This window comes from Robinsoniella sp., from assembly GCF_034124845.1.
In genome coordinates this window covers 1-17,261 of sequence record NZ_JAWYAJ010000302.1, presented here as the reverse complement: position 1 = coordinate 17,261, position 17,261 = coordinate 1, and the positions used below count along the sequence as shown (strand labels likewise).

The window sequence follows — 17,261 nt, the reverse complement described above, 5'->3', positions numbered from 1 at the left end:
GTGCTGCAATTACATCGAAGATGAATAAAGCGAAGCTGCCCACCCATGTGGAAATTGATGCAGGGAAATATGCAATTGTAAAGGATTCGGTGATTCTTTTGGAACAGCTTCGTACTATAGATAAAAAACGATTAAAAGACAGGGTGTGTCATCTGGATATGGAAATCTTACGTCAGGTAGACCGGGCACTTAAAATCAGCTTGGAATTATCTACATAACTTGACTAATTTCCGGGAAGATGATATATTTTCTAGTGATAAGAAACTGATCCGTAACTGTGAGGTTCTGGAGAGTTGTAACAGTTCAGACAGCATGAATTGTTACTCATCCAGCCCGTCGAATTTCGCCTTGGGCGAAGGGCTGGATATCTGCGGACTACGGGTTTTCGTATGATCTGCGCAGTAAATGCACAGATCTGTCTGAACTGTTCCGGGCAGTTACACTGTTTACTGTGATACCCCTGAATAGCGCAAGCTACAACAGGAAGGAGTATTTTTACAAATGGATAGTGGTGGGAGTCCTGCGACAGGATTCATTGTTTTTTTAATATTTATATTGCTGGATGCAGTATTGTTTGGATTTGGTTCTGCCGTTCAGGCGCTGAATGAAGGCGAATTGGAGCGGGAAGAAGCACAGGGCAGCGCTAAGGCCAGGATGCTTCTGCGCGCCAAGGCGTCTCCGGACCGGCTGGTTGGCACAATCCAGGTCACAACGACGCTTTTGTGCATGCTGGCCGGCGGTGTGCTGCTGCGTCCTGCATCTGCATTGTGGAAGCTGCTGCTGGACAAAACCGGTCTTGGGCAAATCCTGCCGGGTGGTTTTTATCAATTTCTTTACATGTTTCTGGCTGTTGTCTGTATGCTTTTTCTCTTATATACATTTGGCATACTGCTTCCGAAAAAACTGGGGGCTCATTATTCGAAAAAATGGGCATTTGGACAGGTAGCGCTTGTGCATACAATTGTCGTTCTGTTTAGTCCTGTTACATATTTATTTACATCATTTGTAAATGTAATTATCCGGCTTTTTGGTATTGATCCGGGGAAGCTTCAGGAGGATGTGACGGAAGAGGAAATTATCTCTATGGTGAACGAAGGTCATGAACAGGGTGTTCTGGAGGCCAGCGAAGCAGAGATGATAACGAATATTTTTGAGTTCCGGGATAAGGAAGCTCAGGATATTATGACTCACAGAAAGAATATTATTGCAGTAAATGAGGATAAAACCCTGAAGGAAAGCCTGCAGTTTATGCTGGACAGTACAAATTCCAGATTTCCGGTATTTGAAGACAATATCGATAACATTACCGGTATCCTGCATTTGAAAGATGCCATGCGTTTTCATACGAAAAACAAATATGATAACTGGGCAGTAAAAGACATACCGGATTTAATCCGCCCGGCAGTATTTATACCCGAAACCAGAAATATCAATCTCTTATTCCAGAGCATGCAGTCCAAAAAGCTTCAGATGGTAATCGTTGCGGATGAGTATGGACAGACAGCAGGATTAATTGCATTAGAAGATATCCTGGAAGAGATTGTGGGTAATATTCTGGATGAGTATGACGTGGATGAAATACTGATCGAGGAACAGCCGGATGGAAATTATATTATGGACGGTATGACGCCTCTGGAAGATGTGGAAGAAATACTTCATATCGAGCTTCAGTCAGATGATTTTGAGACACTCAATGGTTATTTGATCTACCGCCTGGATAAGATTCCCGACGAAAAAGAAGACTCGGAAATTATAGAAGAAGGCTATGCGTTCAAGATTCTGAACGTTGCCAATAAAACAATACAAAAAGTAAGAGTCAGTAAATTAGTAAAAGAGATTCCAAAAGAAATAACAGAAGAATAAAGAAAGATAAAGGAGTAATCAAGATGTCAGGACATTCAAAATTTGCCAATATTAAACACAAAAAGGAAAGAAATGATGCTGCAAAAGGGAAGATTTTTACCATTATCGGAAGAGAAATCGCGGTAGCCGTAAAAGAAGGCGGCTCTGATCCGGATAATAACAGCAGACTTCGTGATGTAATTGCAAAAGCAAAAGCCAATAACATGCCAAATGATACCATAGACCGTGGTATTAAGAAAGCAGCCGGCGATGCCAATGCCGTTAACTACGAATACGTTTCCTATGAAGGATATGGACCAAACGGAATAGCCATTATTGTAGATGCACTTACCGACAACAAGAACCGTACTGCTGCCAATGTAAGAAGTGCTTTTACAAAAGGAAGCGGAAGCATCGGAACACCGGGATGTGTATCCTATAGCTTTGATAAAAAAGGCCAGATCATCATTGACAAAGAAGAATGTGATATGGAAGCGGATGATTTGATGATGATTGCCCTGGATGCAGGTGCTGAAGACTTCCAGGAAGAAGAAGACAGCTATGAGATCATCACGGATCCGGATGAATTCAGCAACGTCCGGGAAGCCCTTGAAAAAGAAGGCATCCAGATGGCGGAAGCCGAAGTAACCATGATTCCGCAAAACTATGTGGAACTGACAGATGAGACTGCAGTTAAGAACCTGCAGAAAACTTTAGACCTTCTGGATGAAGACGATGATGTACAGAATGTTTATCATAACTGGGAAGAGTAGGCTAAATTAAATAATAATGAAAATAAGGCTTTATGTTTGTTTCTGATTGAGACAGGCATGAAGTCTTTTTTTGTAGAAAAATGCGGCAGAGCGTTACTATTTCTTGCAGTGATTTTATATAACTTTTGCACAAAGAAGTCCTTTCTGGTATAAGGGAAATTATCATAGTTTAAGACATTAAATAATACTTCATGATTTTTTAAATAAGCACTTAATTTAGTAATGTTGTACAAAAATTAAGATGCAAATAAAATATAATTGACAATTATGTATATTGGTGATATTCTTAATATAACATTTATCGTGCACGGGCACGAAAATGGAAACTATTGGTTCTAAAGAAAGGAGAAAGGTATGAGAAAGGTATTGGGTATTTTATTATGTATCAGCATGATGGCAAGTTTAAGTGCATGTAGTTCAGGGAACAATGGTGGAAATACCGGCAAAGTCAGTGAGGACAGCAGCGCCGCAACTGAGGTTATGGGGCAGGGAGATAAGGGTTTAATTGGCATTACGACATCTATGTATACCAATGAAGGACTTACGATTATGTGTGACACGATTAAAGAAAAAGTTGAGTCAGAAGGTTACCAGGCAGTGATTAAAGACGCAAATCTTGATCAGGCACAGCAAATTAAAGATGTTGAAGACTTTATCAGTCAGGGGGCAAAGCTAATCATCGTCGAAGCATGTGATTCGGTTGGTGTAAAGTCTGCATTTGAACTGTGCAATAAGGCTGATATACCGGTCTTAAGTGTAAATCAGATTTTAGGGGAAGATCTGTTGAAATTGGTGATTGGATCTGTGACAAGTGATAATTACACTGCCGGCTATGAGGTGGGAAAAGAAGTTGCGAGACAGCTGGGCGGTAAAGGAAAGATTTGTATTCTTACGTATGATGTAGCATTTGTATGTCGGGAGAGGGGGGATGGTTTTAAAGATGCGATTGCAGACAATGAAGGCATGGAAGTACTAGACGTATTTGATGGTGTATGCACTGAGGATGAAGCAATGAAGAAGACCGAGGACTGGCTGCAGCAGTTTCCGGAAGTTACGGCGATATTCGGAAATAATTCTAACTGTGGTATCGGAATCTCCGCCGCTGTAAGATCAGCAAATAAAACGGATGATATCCTGGTTGCGAATGTAGACGGTCTTTCCGGTGATATCCGTAATATGGAAGATGGTGCACTGGATATAACAGCTGTATATCCGATGAAAGAACTGGCAGCAGCAGCAGCGGACAGAGCAGTGGCGGTTCTAAATACCGGAAAGTGCGAAGAAGATCCGAAGCTGAAATTTAGCCTGTGTACGATTGACGATCTGGATACGTATAAGGAATACTGGGGGATTAAATAAGGAAAGAGTTTCAGAGGAGAAACGGATGATGAGTGAAAATTATATCTTGAAAATGAAGGGGATTAGTAAGAGCTTTGGTGGTGTAGAGGTATTGCATGATGTGGATTTTAATTTGCACAGAGGAGAGGTAAGGGCACTGGCAGGTGAGAATGGTGCAGGGAAATCAACGTTGATGAAAATTCTTGGAGGGATTTATAACTGTGATTCAGGCGAAGTTTTCATTGGTGAGGACAAGTTGGATAACGGTTCTGTACAGGATGCAAAACAGCACGGTGTTTCTATCATACATCAGGAGATTGTTCTGGTTCAGGATATGACGGTTGGGGAAAATATCTTTTTGGGACGTGAATTTAAGAATAAGTCGGGATTCGTTGATTTTCGAAAAATGTATCGGGAAGCATCGGCAATCCTTGAGCGGATCGGGCTAGATAAACTTACCCCCGATACCATTGTCCGGGAGCTGAGTATTTCACAGCAGCAGCTGGTGGAAATTGCGAAAGCACTTTCCACCAATGCAGGTATCATTGTCATGGACGAACCCACCTCATCGTTAACCGATCGGGAAGTGGAGTTTCTGTTTCAGCAGATAAAGAGTCTTAGCCGGAGAGGTGTTGCGATTATCTATATTTCTCATAAGATGAATGAGATCAGTCGTATTGCCGACAGTATAACAATTATGCGGGATGGTCGGCATATCCTTTCTGTTTCGTTAAGCGAAATCAGTTATGAGCAGATTATACATAATATGGTAGGTCATAAGATTGAGGATTACTATCCGGATTATAAGGTAAAGACCGGCTCCGAGGTGCTGCGGATTGAGCATTTAACGACCGAAAAAGTAGAAGATATCAGCTTTACTCTGGCGGAAGGTGAAATCTTAGGTATTACCGGTCTGATGGGAGCGGGACGTACGGAGTTGGCAAATGCCATATTTGGATTGGAAGAAATTTCTTCCGGAGCCATGTATCTGGATGGTCAGCTCTGCACCGTGAAATCACCGCGGGATGCTATTAAAAAAAGAATTGGATTGATACCAGAGGATCGAAAAGCGAATGGACTGATTTTGGATAATTCCATATCCTTTAACATGACTTTGACCGTGATGGATCAGTTTATAAAGGGAATATCGATAGATAAAATAAAAGAGCAAGAGATTCTGGCAAAATATATTAATCAACTGGAAATCAAAATGGCCGATACCGATCAACTGGCGGTTGAACTTAGCGGTGGGAACCAGCAAAAAGTCGTGATCTCAAAATGGCTGGCGGCAACTCCGAGAATTTTGATTCTGGATGAGCCCACCAGAGGGGTGGATGTGGGTGCGAAATCCGATATTTACCACCTGATCTGCAAGATAGCCGAAGAAGGTGTGGCAGTAATATTGATTTCTTCAGAGTTACCAGAGGTGATGAACATGAGCTCTAGAATTGCTGTCATGTGTGAGGGAAGAATGGTTAAAATATTTGAGCCGGAAAAGGAATCAGTGACGCAGGAATTAATCATGCACTATGCGACAGGAGGATATGAACATGAAAGCTAGTAATAATATAATATCAGGAAAGAGAAGTCTGGAGAAATTTTTAAAGCGAAATTCAATGATATTGGTTGCTTTATTCTTGATTATCCTGGCGTTATCCATATTCACCACGACTTTTCTTACGACGGATAATATTTTATCTGTCATGCGGCAAATCAGTGTGGATTCCGTTCTTGCTTTTGGTATGGCACTGGTGTTGATTATAGGTTGTATTGATTTATCGGTTGGCAGTGTACTGGCTCTTAGCGGATGTGTTTGTGTTACGTTAATCGAAGGGGGAATGCCAACAGAAGCAGCGGTGATTATTACACTGGTATTCGGAGCAGCTTGTGGAGGGATTAACGGGCTTCTGGCAACATTTACGACAATACCCAGCTTTATCATTACACTTGCTACCCAACAGTGTTTCCGGGGCGCAGCCTATCTCATGACAAATGGAAAATCTATCATGTGCTACGATGAGAAGTTCAGTTCTATCGGTACAGGATATTTCGGACCGATACCGATTTTGGCTATTGTGATTGTCATCTGTCTGGTTTTGCTCAGTATACTGCTGAACCGGACGAAGTTTGGCAGAGGGATGTATGCAATTGGCGGAAATAAAAGTGCTGCGGTTTATGCGGGGATAAAGGTCAAATTTATCACTACGATGGTGTTTGTTTTTACCGGTGTAATGAGTGCTATAGCAGGTATAATGCTGGCTGCCCGGGTTTATTCAGCGCAACCTACTTCTGGAGCAGGATATGAAGGAAATGCCATCGCAGCGGCAGTACTCGGCGGAGTCAGCTTTAGCGGAGGGCTTGGTACAGCAGGGGGCGTCATGATCGGTGTTTTGATTCTTGGTTTTATGAACAATGGTTTAAATATGCTTCATGTTACATCTTACTGGCAGATTATTGTAAAAGGACTGCTGATATTGCTGGCAGTTTATCTAGATACACTTAAAAGCAACAAGCGGTTGCATATCAGGAAAAGGGGATAGACAATGAGAAGAGAATTTAAGTTTGTAGGACAGCAGGAAAAGTATTCAGTGTTGATCAGAGATGAGAGGGAAAAGGAAGGCCTGAACATGGAAATATTTCTAGATTTTCCAGTTGTTCTTCAGAATCTGGAAGGAGCAAAAAGAAAATTTCGCTATGATTGTTATCATGATTCAGGAAACGGTTATCAGGCAGTCATTCAGGCAGAAGATCTGCATGGTAACTGCTATGAGATCTCGGACGTATGGAAACAGGAGGCGGATTTCATCCGTCTGGATAGAAATGTCAATTGTATAAAGTGTGTAAAGGAAACCGGCATCCGGCTGACAACAGAGTTTCGGTGCAGGGATGATAAAGCAAATACACTGGATGATTATCAGTTTATCATCCCAGGTGCCCTGTATAATAAGAATGATACGGATGACGATGGGGTAGACGATTATCTTGGGACATTCAGCCAGGACTACAAGGATGACAGAAATCCATCACTGTCAGTTATGGCATTCTGCCGAAACAGCAAGCGTTTCATTTCATTGATCCGGGGGGATCTTCCTCAGAAAGATGAGACGATAACCAGAGAGCAGATCAGATCGCGGCATTTTATCCATGATACCGACATCGGGTCGCTGGGGCTTGCGCCTTCCGAGTATCATGCCAAGGAAATTATTCTCAGATGTGATTATCCTTTTTATGAGCGAAGTTCTTTCTGCTTAAATGTGGATGGTTCGGAATGGTCTGCCTATAAAAAAATAACAAATGGAGTAAAGTTTGGCATGACATATCTGCTGAAAATAGACAAAGCAGCCGATCTGACGGAAGCGTCATGGAAAACGACACAGCTTCAGATGGACAGGATTCTGAATCCGTCAGTGGAGCTGCCATTTAGCCTGGAAGAAGCTCGCTATTACAGAAGAAAAATGATACATAACAGCTTTCGTGAGTTTCCTGATAAGAAGGGTAACCCGGCAGGATACTTTGTTCATTTCTCTCCGCGCCAAAAATATGGTGCACAAAATTTACTGGAATACGGATTTTGCGGGCAGCAGACACTTTTAAGTCTGGACATGCTGACAGCGGCTAAAGATAATCAGGATGTTACATACAGAGAACGGGCACTCAAGACACTTGATTATTTTATAAAGAACTGCATCGATGATTCTGGTTTACCGAACGGAATATATAATGTGGATAAAGAGGAATATGTTTACTGGTGGACCGGTATTTTGTTTCCGTTTCAATATTCTGATGACAGGAAAGAACTGGAAGGTTATCTGGGGAATCAAATTGTGAGTTCATTAATGCCGGTGGCAGAAGAGCTGCGCAAAGTAAAAGGGAATTATTGCAGGTCGATGGTAGACACGATGCATTATCTGATGCGCTGCTATCTTGTAGAAAAGGCAGACGGTGCAGAGCATCCCGAATGGCTGGCGGCTGTAGTTAAATTCTGTGATAAACTGGTTGAGATCCAGAACGGAAATGGTTCGTGGAACCGTGGCTATACAATGGATGGCATACCGCTGACAAATCCGCCGCAATGGTTTGGGAAAACAGCGGCAGAGCAGGGATCGGGCGCTATTTTTCCGGCACAGATTCTTGTAGAACTATATCGGTTCACTGGAGAAGAAAAATATTTAGCATCGGCAAGACGCGGGGCAGAGTTTGTATATGAATGCTATGTGAAAGATGTGCGCTATATAGGGGGATTAAACGATACAACCCACTGCAAATCGGTCAAGATTGATGCGGTAGGTGTGATGTTTGCAATGCGGACCATGCTGTTGGTTTATGAGCAGACCGGTGATATAAAGCTTCTTTCAGGTGCAAGAGATGCCGCGCGGATACTGGCGAGCTGGACTTATCTGTGGGATATTCCCTTTGACCGGCACACGCTGCTGGGGCAGCATGGTTTTAAGACTACCGGTTGGGCATGCTGTGATGTGATACCGGGCGGCAGCTATGTGGATTGTGAGTTTGTAGAGTTCGTCCCAGAATTACTGCGTATAGCAGAATATTGCAGGGATACCGAATTGGCAAAGCTGGCAGGAATCGTAACCAGAGGAATGCATCATGGCCTGTCGATGCCGCAGAATATGTATGGTTATGCAATGCCTGGCATCCAGTGTGAAGGCTATATGACCTCGCTGTGGCTTGCAGATACTGAGTATAAAGGCTTCTCAGGTGCGGCGGCAAAGAATAAAGGCGATGATAATGATACCTGTAACGGGCTGGTTAATGCACAGGCGCTTCTGAACCTGGATTACCTGTCTCAAACTTATGGTACGATGGATTTTGAACATATTATTGAACTGATTGAAAAAGAAAGACACGGGGATAAAAGATGACAAAAATGATTATTAATCCTGTTTTGACGGGATTTCACCCGGATCCTTCCATTTGCCGTGTCGGTGATGATTATTATATTGCCACTTCTACATTTCAATGGTTTCCAGGTGTGGAGATACATAAAAGCCGGGATCTGGTGCACTGGCAGAGACTGGGCGGAGTCCTGGATGATACACGGTTGCTTAATATGACGGGGGTTCCGGATTCCGGCGGAGTGTGGGCCCCATGTCTTTCCTATGCCGATGGCCGGTTTTATCTTATCTATTCCAACGTTAAAACATACCGTAATTACTTTAAGGATGTTGATAACTACTTAACCTCCAGTGAGAATATTTTGGGGCCATGGGAAGATCCGATTTACTTAAACAGCAGTGGTTTTGATCCATCGCTGTTTCACGATGATGATGGAAAAAAATACGTTCTGAATCAGATCTGGGATCATCGTGATAAACAGCGCTCTTTTGCCGGCATAGCGTTACAGGAATATGATGCAAAAGCAAAAGCGGTTATTGGAGCACCGGTTAATATTTTTAAGGGCAGCGAGATCGGTTCGGTAGAGGGACCTAACCTATATAAAATAGACGGCATGTATTATCTGATCTGTGCTGAGGGTGGAACTTTCTATGGACATGCGGTAACAGTGGCTCGGGCAGAAAAAATAACCGGTCCCTATGAGATTTCCCCACATCATCCACTGCTTACTTCAGCCGGACATCCTGAGCTCAGACTTCAAAAATGTGGTCATGGAAGTATTGTACAGTCAAAGGAAGGGGAATGGTACCTGGCGCATCTGTGCGGCAGACCAGGCGGAAACGGCGAGAGATGTATGCTGGGGCGAGAAACGGCTATTCAGAGGCTCAGAAGAACGCCGGATAATTGGTTTAAGTTAGACAATCATTCCGGTTTTGCAGAAGATAGTGTACCGGCACCGGACCTGCCTGCTCATAGATGGGAAGAGGAACCGGAGAAGATGACATTTCCAGGAAAACTACCGATTGGGTTTAAAACGCTCCGGATACCACTGGATGAAAAGTGGATGGCATTTGACACAAGCCGGGAATCGCTGATTCTGTACGGCAAGGAATCTATGGAGTCTCTGCACACGCAGAGCCTGGTAGGAATTCGCAGAGATTGTTTTAATTTTAGGGCGGAAACAAAAATGCGTTTTGGACCCGTAAATATGCAACAGTCTGCTGGTATGGCTTTGTACTACGATACAACAAATTATTTCTATCTGAATATATCATGGGATGAAAATCGGGGCAGGATTCTACAATTGCTGGTCTGTGACCATGGTGAAATTAGTATGGGCAGTGATAAGATAACTCTACCGGAGGACATTGAGGCAATATTTATGCGGTTGGTTGTATCCAATGATATTGCAGAGTTTTACTGGTCCCCTGATGGCAGGGAATATCACCCGGTAGGAGGAGTGCAGGATGCCACCACCCTGTCAGATGATTATTATGATCAGGAACGCCATGGGCTTCGTTTTACCGGAACGTTTATTACACTATGCTGTCAGGACACTTCAGGACAACGTTGTCCGGCGGAGTTTGATTATCTGATATATCATCGAAACGGAGAGGAATATGCGGGGTGAAGGGAATATGAAGATGACATTGGAAGTAGTGCAGCGGTATGAGAAGTTTGCACTGATGCTGCGCAGTGTTCCCGGTAATGACAAAGGAAAGGCGGGGTTGTCCATATATGTGGATTATCCCATTATGCTGCAGGATATAAGTGGTGTAATAAAGTACGTGCGTTATGATAGGTGGGAAGCGAAAAAAAATGGCTATTATGGTATAGCAAGAATCGTTGACCGATATGAAAATAAGTATGAAATTATTGACTTCTGGTTTGAAGAAGAAGGTCTATGGAAGCTGGAACGATCGTTTGAATGCATACATTGTGTAAAGGAAACCGGTATCCGGATAACGACCGAACTGCGCTGCTGTGACAAAGATGCTCAGTCATTTGATGACTATCAATTCATGATACCTGGTTCTTTCTACAATAAAAATGATACCGATGAAGATGGCCGGGATGACTATCTAGGTACGTTCAGCCAGGATTATAAAGATGACAGGAATCCCATGCTGTCAGTGACGGCATATATTCCACAAAATAAGTATTTTTTATCTCTGATCAGAGCCGACATTCCGGTAAAAGATACGACGATCACCAGAGCGCAGATTGGGGAAAGACATTTTATTCATGAGACGGATATTGGATCGCTTGGAATGGCGCCATCTAAGTACTGTGCGGAGGAGTTTATCCTGCGTTGTGACTACCCATTCTTTGAGAGAAACACATTTTGTCTGAATGTGGATGGTTCCGGCTGGTCTGCTTACAAACAGGTAAAAGAGGGGGTGACTTTTAAGGTTTCTTATCTTCTGCAGTACGGTTTGGCTTCCAGCCTGACAGAAGCATCATGGAACACAACGGTGCTGCAGATGAACAGGATCCTGAATCCGGAGACAGCGCTGCCAGTAACGCTTTGTGAGGCGCGCTCTTATAGAAGAGAAATGATTCTCAATAGTTTTTTGGAGTTTAAGGATAAAAAGGGGACTCCGGCAGGTTACTTTGTACACTTCTCACCGCGGCAGTCGTATGGAAGTTCACATCTCCTCGAATATGGTTTTTGCGGAGCGCAGACATTGCTGGCTCTGGACATGCTTATCGCAGGCAGGGACACCAGTGATCTTGCACTGAAGGAGAAATACCGTGAAAGCGCAGTAAAGACAATAAATTTTCTTGTGGAATATTGTATGGATGATTCCGGATTGCCAAATGGTATATATAATGTAGAAAAAGAGACGTTCGTCTACTGGTGGACGGGCATTCTCTTTCCATTTCAATATTCAAATGACCGTAAAGAACTTCAAGCTTATCTTGGTAATCAGGTAGTGGATTCGCTGATGGGAATCGCATCAGAACTTGGGAAGGTAAAGGGGAATTACTGCAGGTCTATGGTGGATACCATGTACTATCTCATGAAATGCTATCTCTTTGAAAAGGAATGCGGGAGAGAGCATCCTCTTTGGCAGCAGGCTGTTCTTAAGTTCTGCGATAAGCTTATTATGATGCAAAATGAGAACGGTTCCTGGAATCGGGGATATACCATGCAGGGTGAGCCGTTGACTAATCCTCCTGAGTGGTTTGGTGCCTCTGAGTTGGAGCAGGGATCCGGGGTGATATTTCCGGTTCCGCTTTTGATAGATGCCTACCGTTATACCGCAAATAAGGCGTATTTGGTTTCAGCTGAAAGGGCAGCAGCCTTTATTATGGAAAACTACGTGGGAGATGTCAGATACATTGGAGGCATCAATGACACAACACATAAGAAATCAGTCAAAATTGACGCGGCAAGTGTGATGTTTGCAATGAGAAGCATGCTGGCCGTGTATGAGCAGAATAAAGATGTGAACCTACTTAGCGGAGCCAGGGATGCAGCCAGAATTCTGGCCAGCTGGACTTATTTGTGGGATATACCATTTGATGAAAAGACACTGCTTGGCCGGTATTCTTTTAAAACGACTGGGTGGGCAGGATGCGATGTGATCCCCGCGTGTAGTTATGTAGATTGTTCATTCCAGGAGGTAGTTCCTGATTTAATGCGGATTGCAGGATATTGCCGGGATGAAAAACTGGCGTTACTGGGGAAAATAGTAACCAGAGGCATGCAGCATGGTTTGTCCACTCCGGGAAATATGTATGGCTATGCAATGCCGGGTGTACAATGCGAAGGCTATATGACATCCCTATGGCTGGCTGATACGGAACACAGTGAATTCTCCGGTGCAGCAGCTAAGAATAAGGGTGATGATAATGATACCTGTAATGGTTTTGTCAATGCGATGGCTATATATAATCTGGATAGACTGGAGGAGTACTACGGAACTCTGGATTTTGATAAAATAATTGAAATTTGTATTAACACCAGTATGAAATGATGTTATAATTGCTATGATAGATATGAATCGTTCAGTACTTTGTACTCCCGTAATTCTAAAATAGTGATGAGGAATAGATAATGGTAACAATTAAAAAGATAGCTGAAATAGCCGGTGTCTCTAGAGGAACTGTAGACAGAGTACTCAACAACCGGGAAGGTGTAAATGCCAAAACATATCAGATGGTGAAAGAGATTGCAGACAGGCTTGGGTATGAACCCAATATGGCAGGTCAGATGTTGGCAGCGTGGAAGAAAAAGATTAGACTGGGCTTTGTGGTTTGTGATACACCAATTGATCTTTTCTTTGCTGACGTCTACAAAGCAGCGCGTGAAAAGGCAAAAGAACTGGAAGCTTTTGGAGTCAGTGTAAAGTTTTATCTGATCAAGGAGTTGTCTGACCGGGCGATTGAGCCCCTGCTTGCACAGGTAGAAGCGGATGAACCGGATGGAATTGCGATACTACCGCTGCAGATGGAGTCCATAGAAGCTTTCATCAAAAGAATGGATGCTAAAAATGTACCCATGGTTTTTTTGAATCTGGATATGGAAAATACCCAAAGGTTATCTTATGTGGGATGTGATTATTATGCAGCAGGCCGTGTGGCAGCCGGGCTGATTGCGCTGGTAACGCATGAACGAGGCAAAATAGCATTGGCGACAAATTTTGATGAACAGTCTCCAGCATTCCGTCAGAGACTTCAGGGGTTTTTAGGTGAGCTGGATAACAACTATCCTGGAATTGATATTGTGAATCGGGATTCTTATTTTGTGTTTTTGAATGATAATTTTTCAAACGTATTAGAGTTGGTTAAAGCCACACCGGATCTGGATGCGATTTATGTAGTAAATCCGGGAGATTATAGCATTTGTGAGGAAATAGCCAAAGTAGACATTCAAAAAAGAATTCGGATTATTACAAATGATATCGTGAGCAGACAGAAGTATTTAATTGACAAAGGCGTAATTGGTGCGACAATCGGACAGCAGCCGGAAAAACAAGGAGAAATGCCGCTTCAGATATTGTACGATTTTATTGGCCTTGGAATTCGTCCGGAAGATAAGTATCTAACTGAGTTGTCGATTTATATTAAGCAAAACATTTCTTTATAAATGAAATGTGGGTGAAGGATATCGGGGTTACGTCATATAAATGATTGGGAAAGAGTTACCAGGGGGCATCTGTCACAGATGCCTCCTGCTTTTGTCTAAACTTGCAACTTTTTTCCGGGAATGATATACTAAAACCTGCCACAATTAATCAGTTTGGAGGAAAACAGATGGTAAAATTTTTAAAAGAAAACAAAGCAGCCCTTGTTATCATATGCGCAGCCGCAGTATTCCTCATTGTCGGCGTGTTTAACGGAGAGGCAGCTACCGTGTTTCAAAAGGCAACCAATATATGCCTGGAATGTATTGGAATCGGATGAGGAGGCGTAAAATGGGAATATTTACAAGATTAAGGAATCATATACGTCTCGTTGTGCAGATTGCATTTACTGCTCTTTCTAATGGCTATGTAAATGGATTTCTGGGTGGGACTATTTTTAAAGGAAGCACAAAAAATCTATGTGTGCCGGGGTTAAACTGCTATTCCTGTCCGGGAGCATTGGGTTCCTGCCCGATTGGTTCTCTTCAGGCAGTGCTGGGCAGCCGAAAATACCAGTTCTCTTTTTATGTCATTGGTTTTTTGATGGCATTTGGAGCTTTTTTCGGGCGGTTTATCTGTGGGTGGCTGTGTCCGTTCGGACTTGTCCAGGATTTGCTCCACAAGATTCCGTTTCCGGTGAAAATACGGAAGGTTCCGGGGGATAAGTTACTAAAATATCTGAAATACATAATTCTGGTTGTATTTGTCATCATACTTCCCCTATTTGCAGTAAATCTCCTTGGAAATGGAGACCCCTGGTTCTGTAAATGGATATGTCCTTCGGGAACACTGTTTGGAGGTATTCCACTGGTATCGGCAAATCCGCCTCTTCAGGAAGCAATTGGATTTCTGTTCAACTGGAAGATGGGGCTTCTGATATTAATCATTGTGCTGTCTATCGTAATTTACCGTCCATTCTGCAGATATCTTTGCCCATTGGGAGCCATATACGGATGCTTTAACAAGGTTTCTATATACCGCTACAAAGTGGATCACAAAAAATGCATCAATTGCAAAAAATGCCAGAAGGTATGTGAAATAAATATCCCGGTATATGAGACACCAAACAGTGCAGAGTGCATTCGATGCGGGAAATGTAAAAAGTCTTGTCCTACGGGAGCAATTTCTTCCACTATGTCGAAATTATATGGGACATTTTACAAAAAATAGAGGGATATATTTACTTTTTTCATATAATATATTGACGTTTTTCTTAAAATAGTGTATAGTCACTTTTATGAACATGACGCTTTAATGCGAGAAAGCGTTGATTCGGAAAAGAAAATAGGAGTGAGGATATTATGAAAAAAGCATTATCTATGTTATTGGCAATGGGTCTTGTTGTTTCTATGGCGGCTGGTTGCGGTTCCGGCGGCGGAAGCACTGAGACTTCAGCTTCAAAGGAGACAAGTGCGGCTTCTACAGAGGGTGCATCAGCAGAAGGCGCTGCTACAGATGCAGCGGGTGAAGATGCCACAGAGGCAGCAAGTGCAGCAAAAGCAGATACGGATAAGGTATATAAGATAGGTGTCTGTCAGTTAGTGCAGCATGATGCTTTGGATGCAGCTTACGAAGGATTTGTTGAGGGCTTGAAGGAAGCTGGATATGTAGACGGAGAAAATATCCAGATCGATTATCAGAATGCTCAGGGCGACCAGTCCAACTGCAGTACCATTGCGTCCAAACTGGTAAATGACCAGTCAGATCTGATACTTGCAATTGCAACGCCCGCAGCACAGGCATGCGCAAATGCAACAGAGCAGATTCCCATCGTACTTACAGCAGTTACTGATCCTGCAGCAAGCGGACTAGTGGAAACAAACGAAGCACCAGGAGCAAATATTACTGGTACTTCTGATTTAACTCCCGTAAAAGAGCAGATGGATTTATTAAAGGAAATGCTTCCGGATGCCAAGAAAATTGCGATCCTTTACTGCTCCAGTGAAACCAATTCCAAGATCCAGGCTGATATGGCTAAAGAAGCTGCAGAAGCAATCGGACTGGAGACACAGGAAGCAACCGTTTCCAACTCTAACGAGATTCAGCAGGTAGTTCAGAATCTGGTAGGCAAAGTAGATGCGATTTATGCGCCTACGGATAATATGATTGCAGCAGGAATGCAGACCGTTTCCATGGTGGCAAATCCAGCTGGTATTCCCATCATCTGCGGCGAAGAAGGAATGGTTAATAACGGAGGACTTGCAACAAGAGGTATTAATTACTTTAACCTGGGTAAACAGACAGGTGCACAGGCTGCTAAGATTTTAGCTGGCGAAGGCGATCCGGCTGCTATGCCGATTGAATACTTAAAAGATGTTGATACTGTAATCAACAAAGACGCAGCAGAGGAACTGGGACTTGAGATTCCGGCAGAGTTACAGGAGTTTGTTAAGACACCGGCTGCAACAACAGAAGCTTCATCAGAGGAGACTTCTGCGACAGAAGAATAAGAGAGATGGCTGTTTCAAAAGGTGTTTTGAAACGGCCATTTTATAACAATGGAGGTAGAGATGAACATTTTAATGGCAATATTTGGGGCAGTGTCCCAGGGATTATTGTGGAGCCTGATGGCACTGGGGGTATACATAACATTTAAAATATTGGACTTCGCAGATATGACATGCGATGGAAGTTTTGCACTGGGCGGATGTATCAGTGCGGTTTTTTGCGTTAAGCTGCATATGAATCCATTTCTGACCCTGTTTTTTGCATTGGCAGCAGGAGGTCTGGCAGGTGCAGTTACCGGAATACTCCACACAAAGCTTAAGATTCCCGCTATATTATCGGGAATCCTGACGATGATTTCTCTCTACTCGATCAACCTGAGAATAATGGGGCAGGCGAATACGCCGATTAATACCAGGGAAAAAGGCACGGATACCATTGTAACAATGCTGGTAAAGATCTTGCCGGACAGTCTGCAGAAAAATACAAATATCAATACCATTGTTGTTTGTATGATCGGCCTGATTATTGCAATTGCAGCAATCGCATTGCTGTACTGGCTTTTCGGAACGGAAATCGGAAGCGCGCTCCGTGCTACCGGGAATAATGAAGCGATGATCCGTGCACTGGGTGTGGATACGGATAAGATGAAAATATTCGGTTTGGTTATCGGTAATGCCCTTGTGGGTCTGTCTGGTGCATTAGTGGTGCAGGCACAGAAGGTTGCCGACGTAGGTATGGGAACGGGAACCATCGTAATCGGTCTGGCATCTATTGTAATTGGTGAAGTTGTTATGGGAAAACGACTGAACTTTGCAGGAAAGCTTGGTTCTGCTATTTTAGGCTCTATCCTGTACCGTGTTATTGTAGCCGTTGT

The 17,261-nt window shown here is 43.1% G+C and carries 14 protein-coding genes; all 14 read left to right on the top strand.

Annotated elements, in window-relative coordinates; all coding sequences use genetic code 11:
• The coding region (locus tag ACH2DQ_RS15205) for a type II toxin-antitoxin system PemK/MazF family toxin (RefSeq protein ID WP_395027312.1) at nucleotides 1-218 on the top strand (218 nt) is incomplete at its 5' end.
• Between the two features lie 283 nt (nucleotides 219-501).
• On the top strand, nucleotides 502-1,863 hold the full coding sequence (locus tag ACH2DQ_RS15200) for a hemolysin family protein (protein ID WP_394915337.1): 1,362 nt from the start codon (nucleotides 502-504) through the stop codon (nucleotides 1,861-1,863).
• A gap of 23 nt (nucleotides 1,864-1,886) precedes the next feature.
• Entirely contained in the window at nucleotides 1,887-2,615 is a 729-nt protein-coding gene (locus tag ACH2DQ_RS15195; RefSeq protein ID WP_394915338.1) for a YebC/PmpR family DNA-binding transcriptional regulator, read from the top strand.
• A gap of 354 nt (nucleotides 2,616-2,969) precedes the next feature.
• Nucleotides 2,970-3,974, top strand: coding sequence for a sugar ABC transporter substrate-binding protein (locus ACH2DQ_RS15190; RefSeq protein ID WP_395027309.1), 1,005 nt, complete (start codon nucleotides 2,970-2,972; stop codon nucleotides 3,972-3,974).
• Nucleotides 3,975-3,999: 25 nt separating this feature from the next.
• Complete coding sequence (locus ACH2DQ_RS15185; protein WP_394915340.1) at nucleotides 4,000-5,514, top strand: sugar ABC transporter ATP-binding protein; 1,515 nt, start codon at nucleotides 4,000-4,002, stop codon at nucleotides 5,512-5,514.
• Entirely contained in the window at nucleotides 5,504-6,493 is a 990-nt protein-coding gene (locus tag ACH2DQ_RS15180; RefSeq protein ID WP_394915341.1) for an ABC transporter permease, read from the top strand. Before ACH2DQ_RS15185 ends, ACH2DQ_RS15180 begins: the two co-directional genes overlap by 11 nt.
• A 3-nt stretch (nucleotides 6,494-6,496) precedes the next feature.
• Nucleotides 6,497-8,833, top strand: a complete 2,337-nt coding sequence (locus ACH2DQ_RS15175) for a hypothetical protein (RefSeq protein WP_394915342.1) — start codon at nucleotides 6,497-6,499, stop codon at nucleotides 8,831-8,833.
• Nucleotides 8,830-10,437, top strand: coding sequence for a glycoside hydrolase family 43 protein (locus ACH2DQ_RS15170; RefSeq protein WP_394915343.1), 1,608 nt, complete (start codon nucleotides 8,830-8,832; stop codon nucleotides 10,435-10,437). Before ACH2DQ_RS15175 ends, ACH2DQ_RS15170 begins: the two co-directional genes overlap by 4 nt.
• 7 nt (nucleotides 10,438-10,444) lie before the next feature.
• A complete protein-coding gene (locus tag ACH2DQ_RS15165) occupies nucleotides 10,445-12,790 on the top strand; it encodes a hypothetical protein (protein ID WP_394915344.1) in 2,346 nt (781 codons plus the stop codon).
• Nucleotides 12,791-12,870: 80 nt separating this feature from the next.
• On the top strand, nucleotides 12,871-13,902 hold the full coding sequence (locus ACH2DQ_RS15160) for a LacI family DNA-binding transcriptional regulator (protein WP_394915345.1): 1,032 nt from the start codon (nucleotides 12,871-12,873) through the stop codon (nucleotides 13,900-13,902).
• 167 nt (nucleotides 13,903-14,069) lie between these two features.
• Complete coding sequence (locus ACH2DQ_RS15155) at nucleotides 14,070-14,219, top strand: CD1871A family CXXC motif-containing protein (protein WP_044296781.1); 150 nt, start codon at nucleotides 14,070-14,072, stop codon at nucleotides 14,217-14,219.
• 11 nt (nucleotides 14,220-14,230) lie between these two features.
• The gene (locus ACH2DQ_RS15150; RefSeq protein ID WP_394915346.1) at nucleotides 14,231-15,109 is read left to right on the top strand and encodes a 4Fe-4S binding protein; all 879 of its coding nucleotides are present in this window, start codon (nucleotides 14,231-14,233) and stop codon (nucleotides 15,107-15,109) included.
• 131 nt (nucleotides 15,110-15,240) lie between these two features.
• Entirely contained in the window at nucleotides 15,241-16,389 is a 1,149-nt protein-coding gene (locus ACH2DQ_RS15145; protein ID WP_394915347.1) for an ABC transporter substrate binding protein, read from the top strand.
• Nucleotides 16,390-16,449: 60 nt separating this feature from the next.
• Nucleotides 16,450-17,261 (top strand): ABC transporter permease (locus ACH2DQ_RS15140; protein ID WP_395027305.1); only part of this gene is annotated, 812 nt, incomplete at its 3' end.

Excerpts from the sequence above, each read along its gene's own strand:
- ACH2DQ_RS15200 (WP_394915337.1), top strand. The coding sequence starts at position 502 with ATGGATAGTGGTGGGAGTCCTGCGACAGGATTCATTGTTTTTTTAATA.
- ACH2DQ_RS15195 (WP_394915338.1), top strand. The coding sequence starts at position 1,887 with ATGTCAGGACATTCAAAATTTGCCAATATTAAACACAAAAAGGAAAGA.
- ACH2DQ_RS15190 (WP_395027309.1), top strand. The coding sequence starts at position 2,970 with ATGAGAAAGGTATTGGGTATTTTATTATGTATCAGCATGATGGCAAGT.
- ACH2DQ_RS15185 (WP_394915340.1), top strand. The coding sequence starts at position 4,000 with ATGATGAGTGAAAATTATATCTTGAAAATGAAGGGGATTAGTAAGAGC.
- ACH2DQ_RS15180 (WP_394915341.1), top strand. The coding sequence starts at position 5,504 with ATGAAAGCTAGTAATAATATAATATCAGGAAAGAGAAGTCTGGAGAAA.
- ACH2DQ_RS15175 (WP_394915342.1), top strand. The coding sequence starts at position 6,497 with ATGAGAAGAGAATTTAAGTTTGTAGGACAGCAGGAAAAGTATTCAGTG.
- ACH2DQ_RS15170 (WP_394915343.1), top strand. The coding sequence starts at position 8,830 with ATGACAAAAATGATTATTAATCCTGTTTTGACGGGATTTCACCCGGAT.
- ACH2DQ_RS15165 (WP_394915344.1), top strand. The coding sequence starts at position 10,445 with ATGAAGATGACATTGGAAGTAGTGCAGCGGTATGAGAAGTTTGCACTG.
- ACH2DQ_RS15160 (WP_394915345.1), top strand. The coding sequence starts at position 12,871 with ATGGTAACAATTAAAAAGATAGCTGAAATAGCCGGTGTCTCTAGAGGA.
- ACH2DQ_RS15155 (WP_044296781.1), top strand. The coding sequence starts at position 14,070 with ATGGTAAAATTTTTAAAAGAAAACAAAGCAGCCCTTGTTATCATATGC.
- ACH2DQ_RS15150 (WP_394915346.1), top strand. The coding sequence starts at position 14,231 with ATGGGAATATTTACAAGATTAAGGAATCATATACGTCTCGTTGTGCAG.
- ACH2DQ_RS15145 (WP_394915347.1), top strand. The coding sequence starts at position 15,241 with ATGAAAAAAGCATTATCTATGTTATTGGCAATGGGTCTTGTTGTTTCT.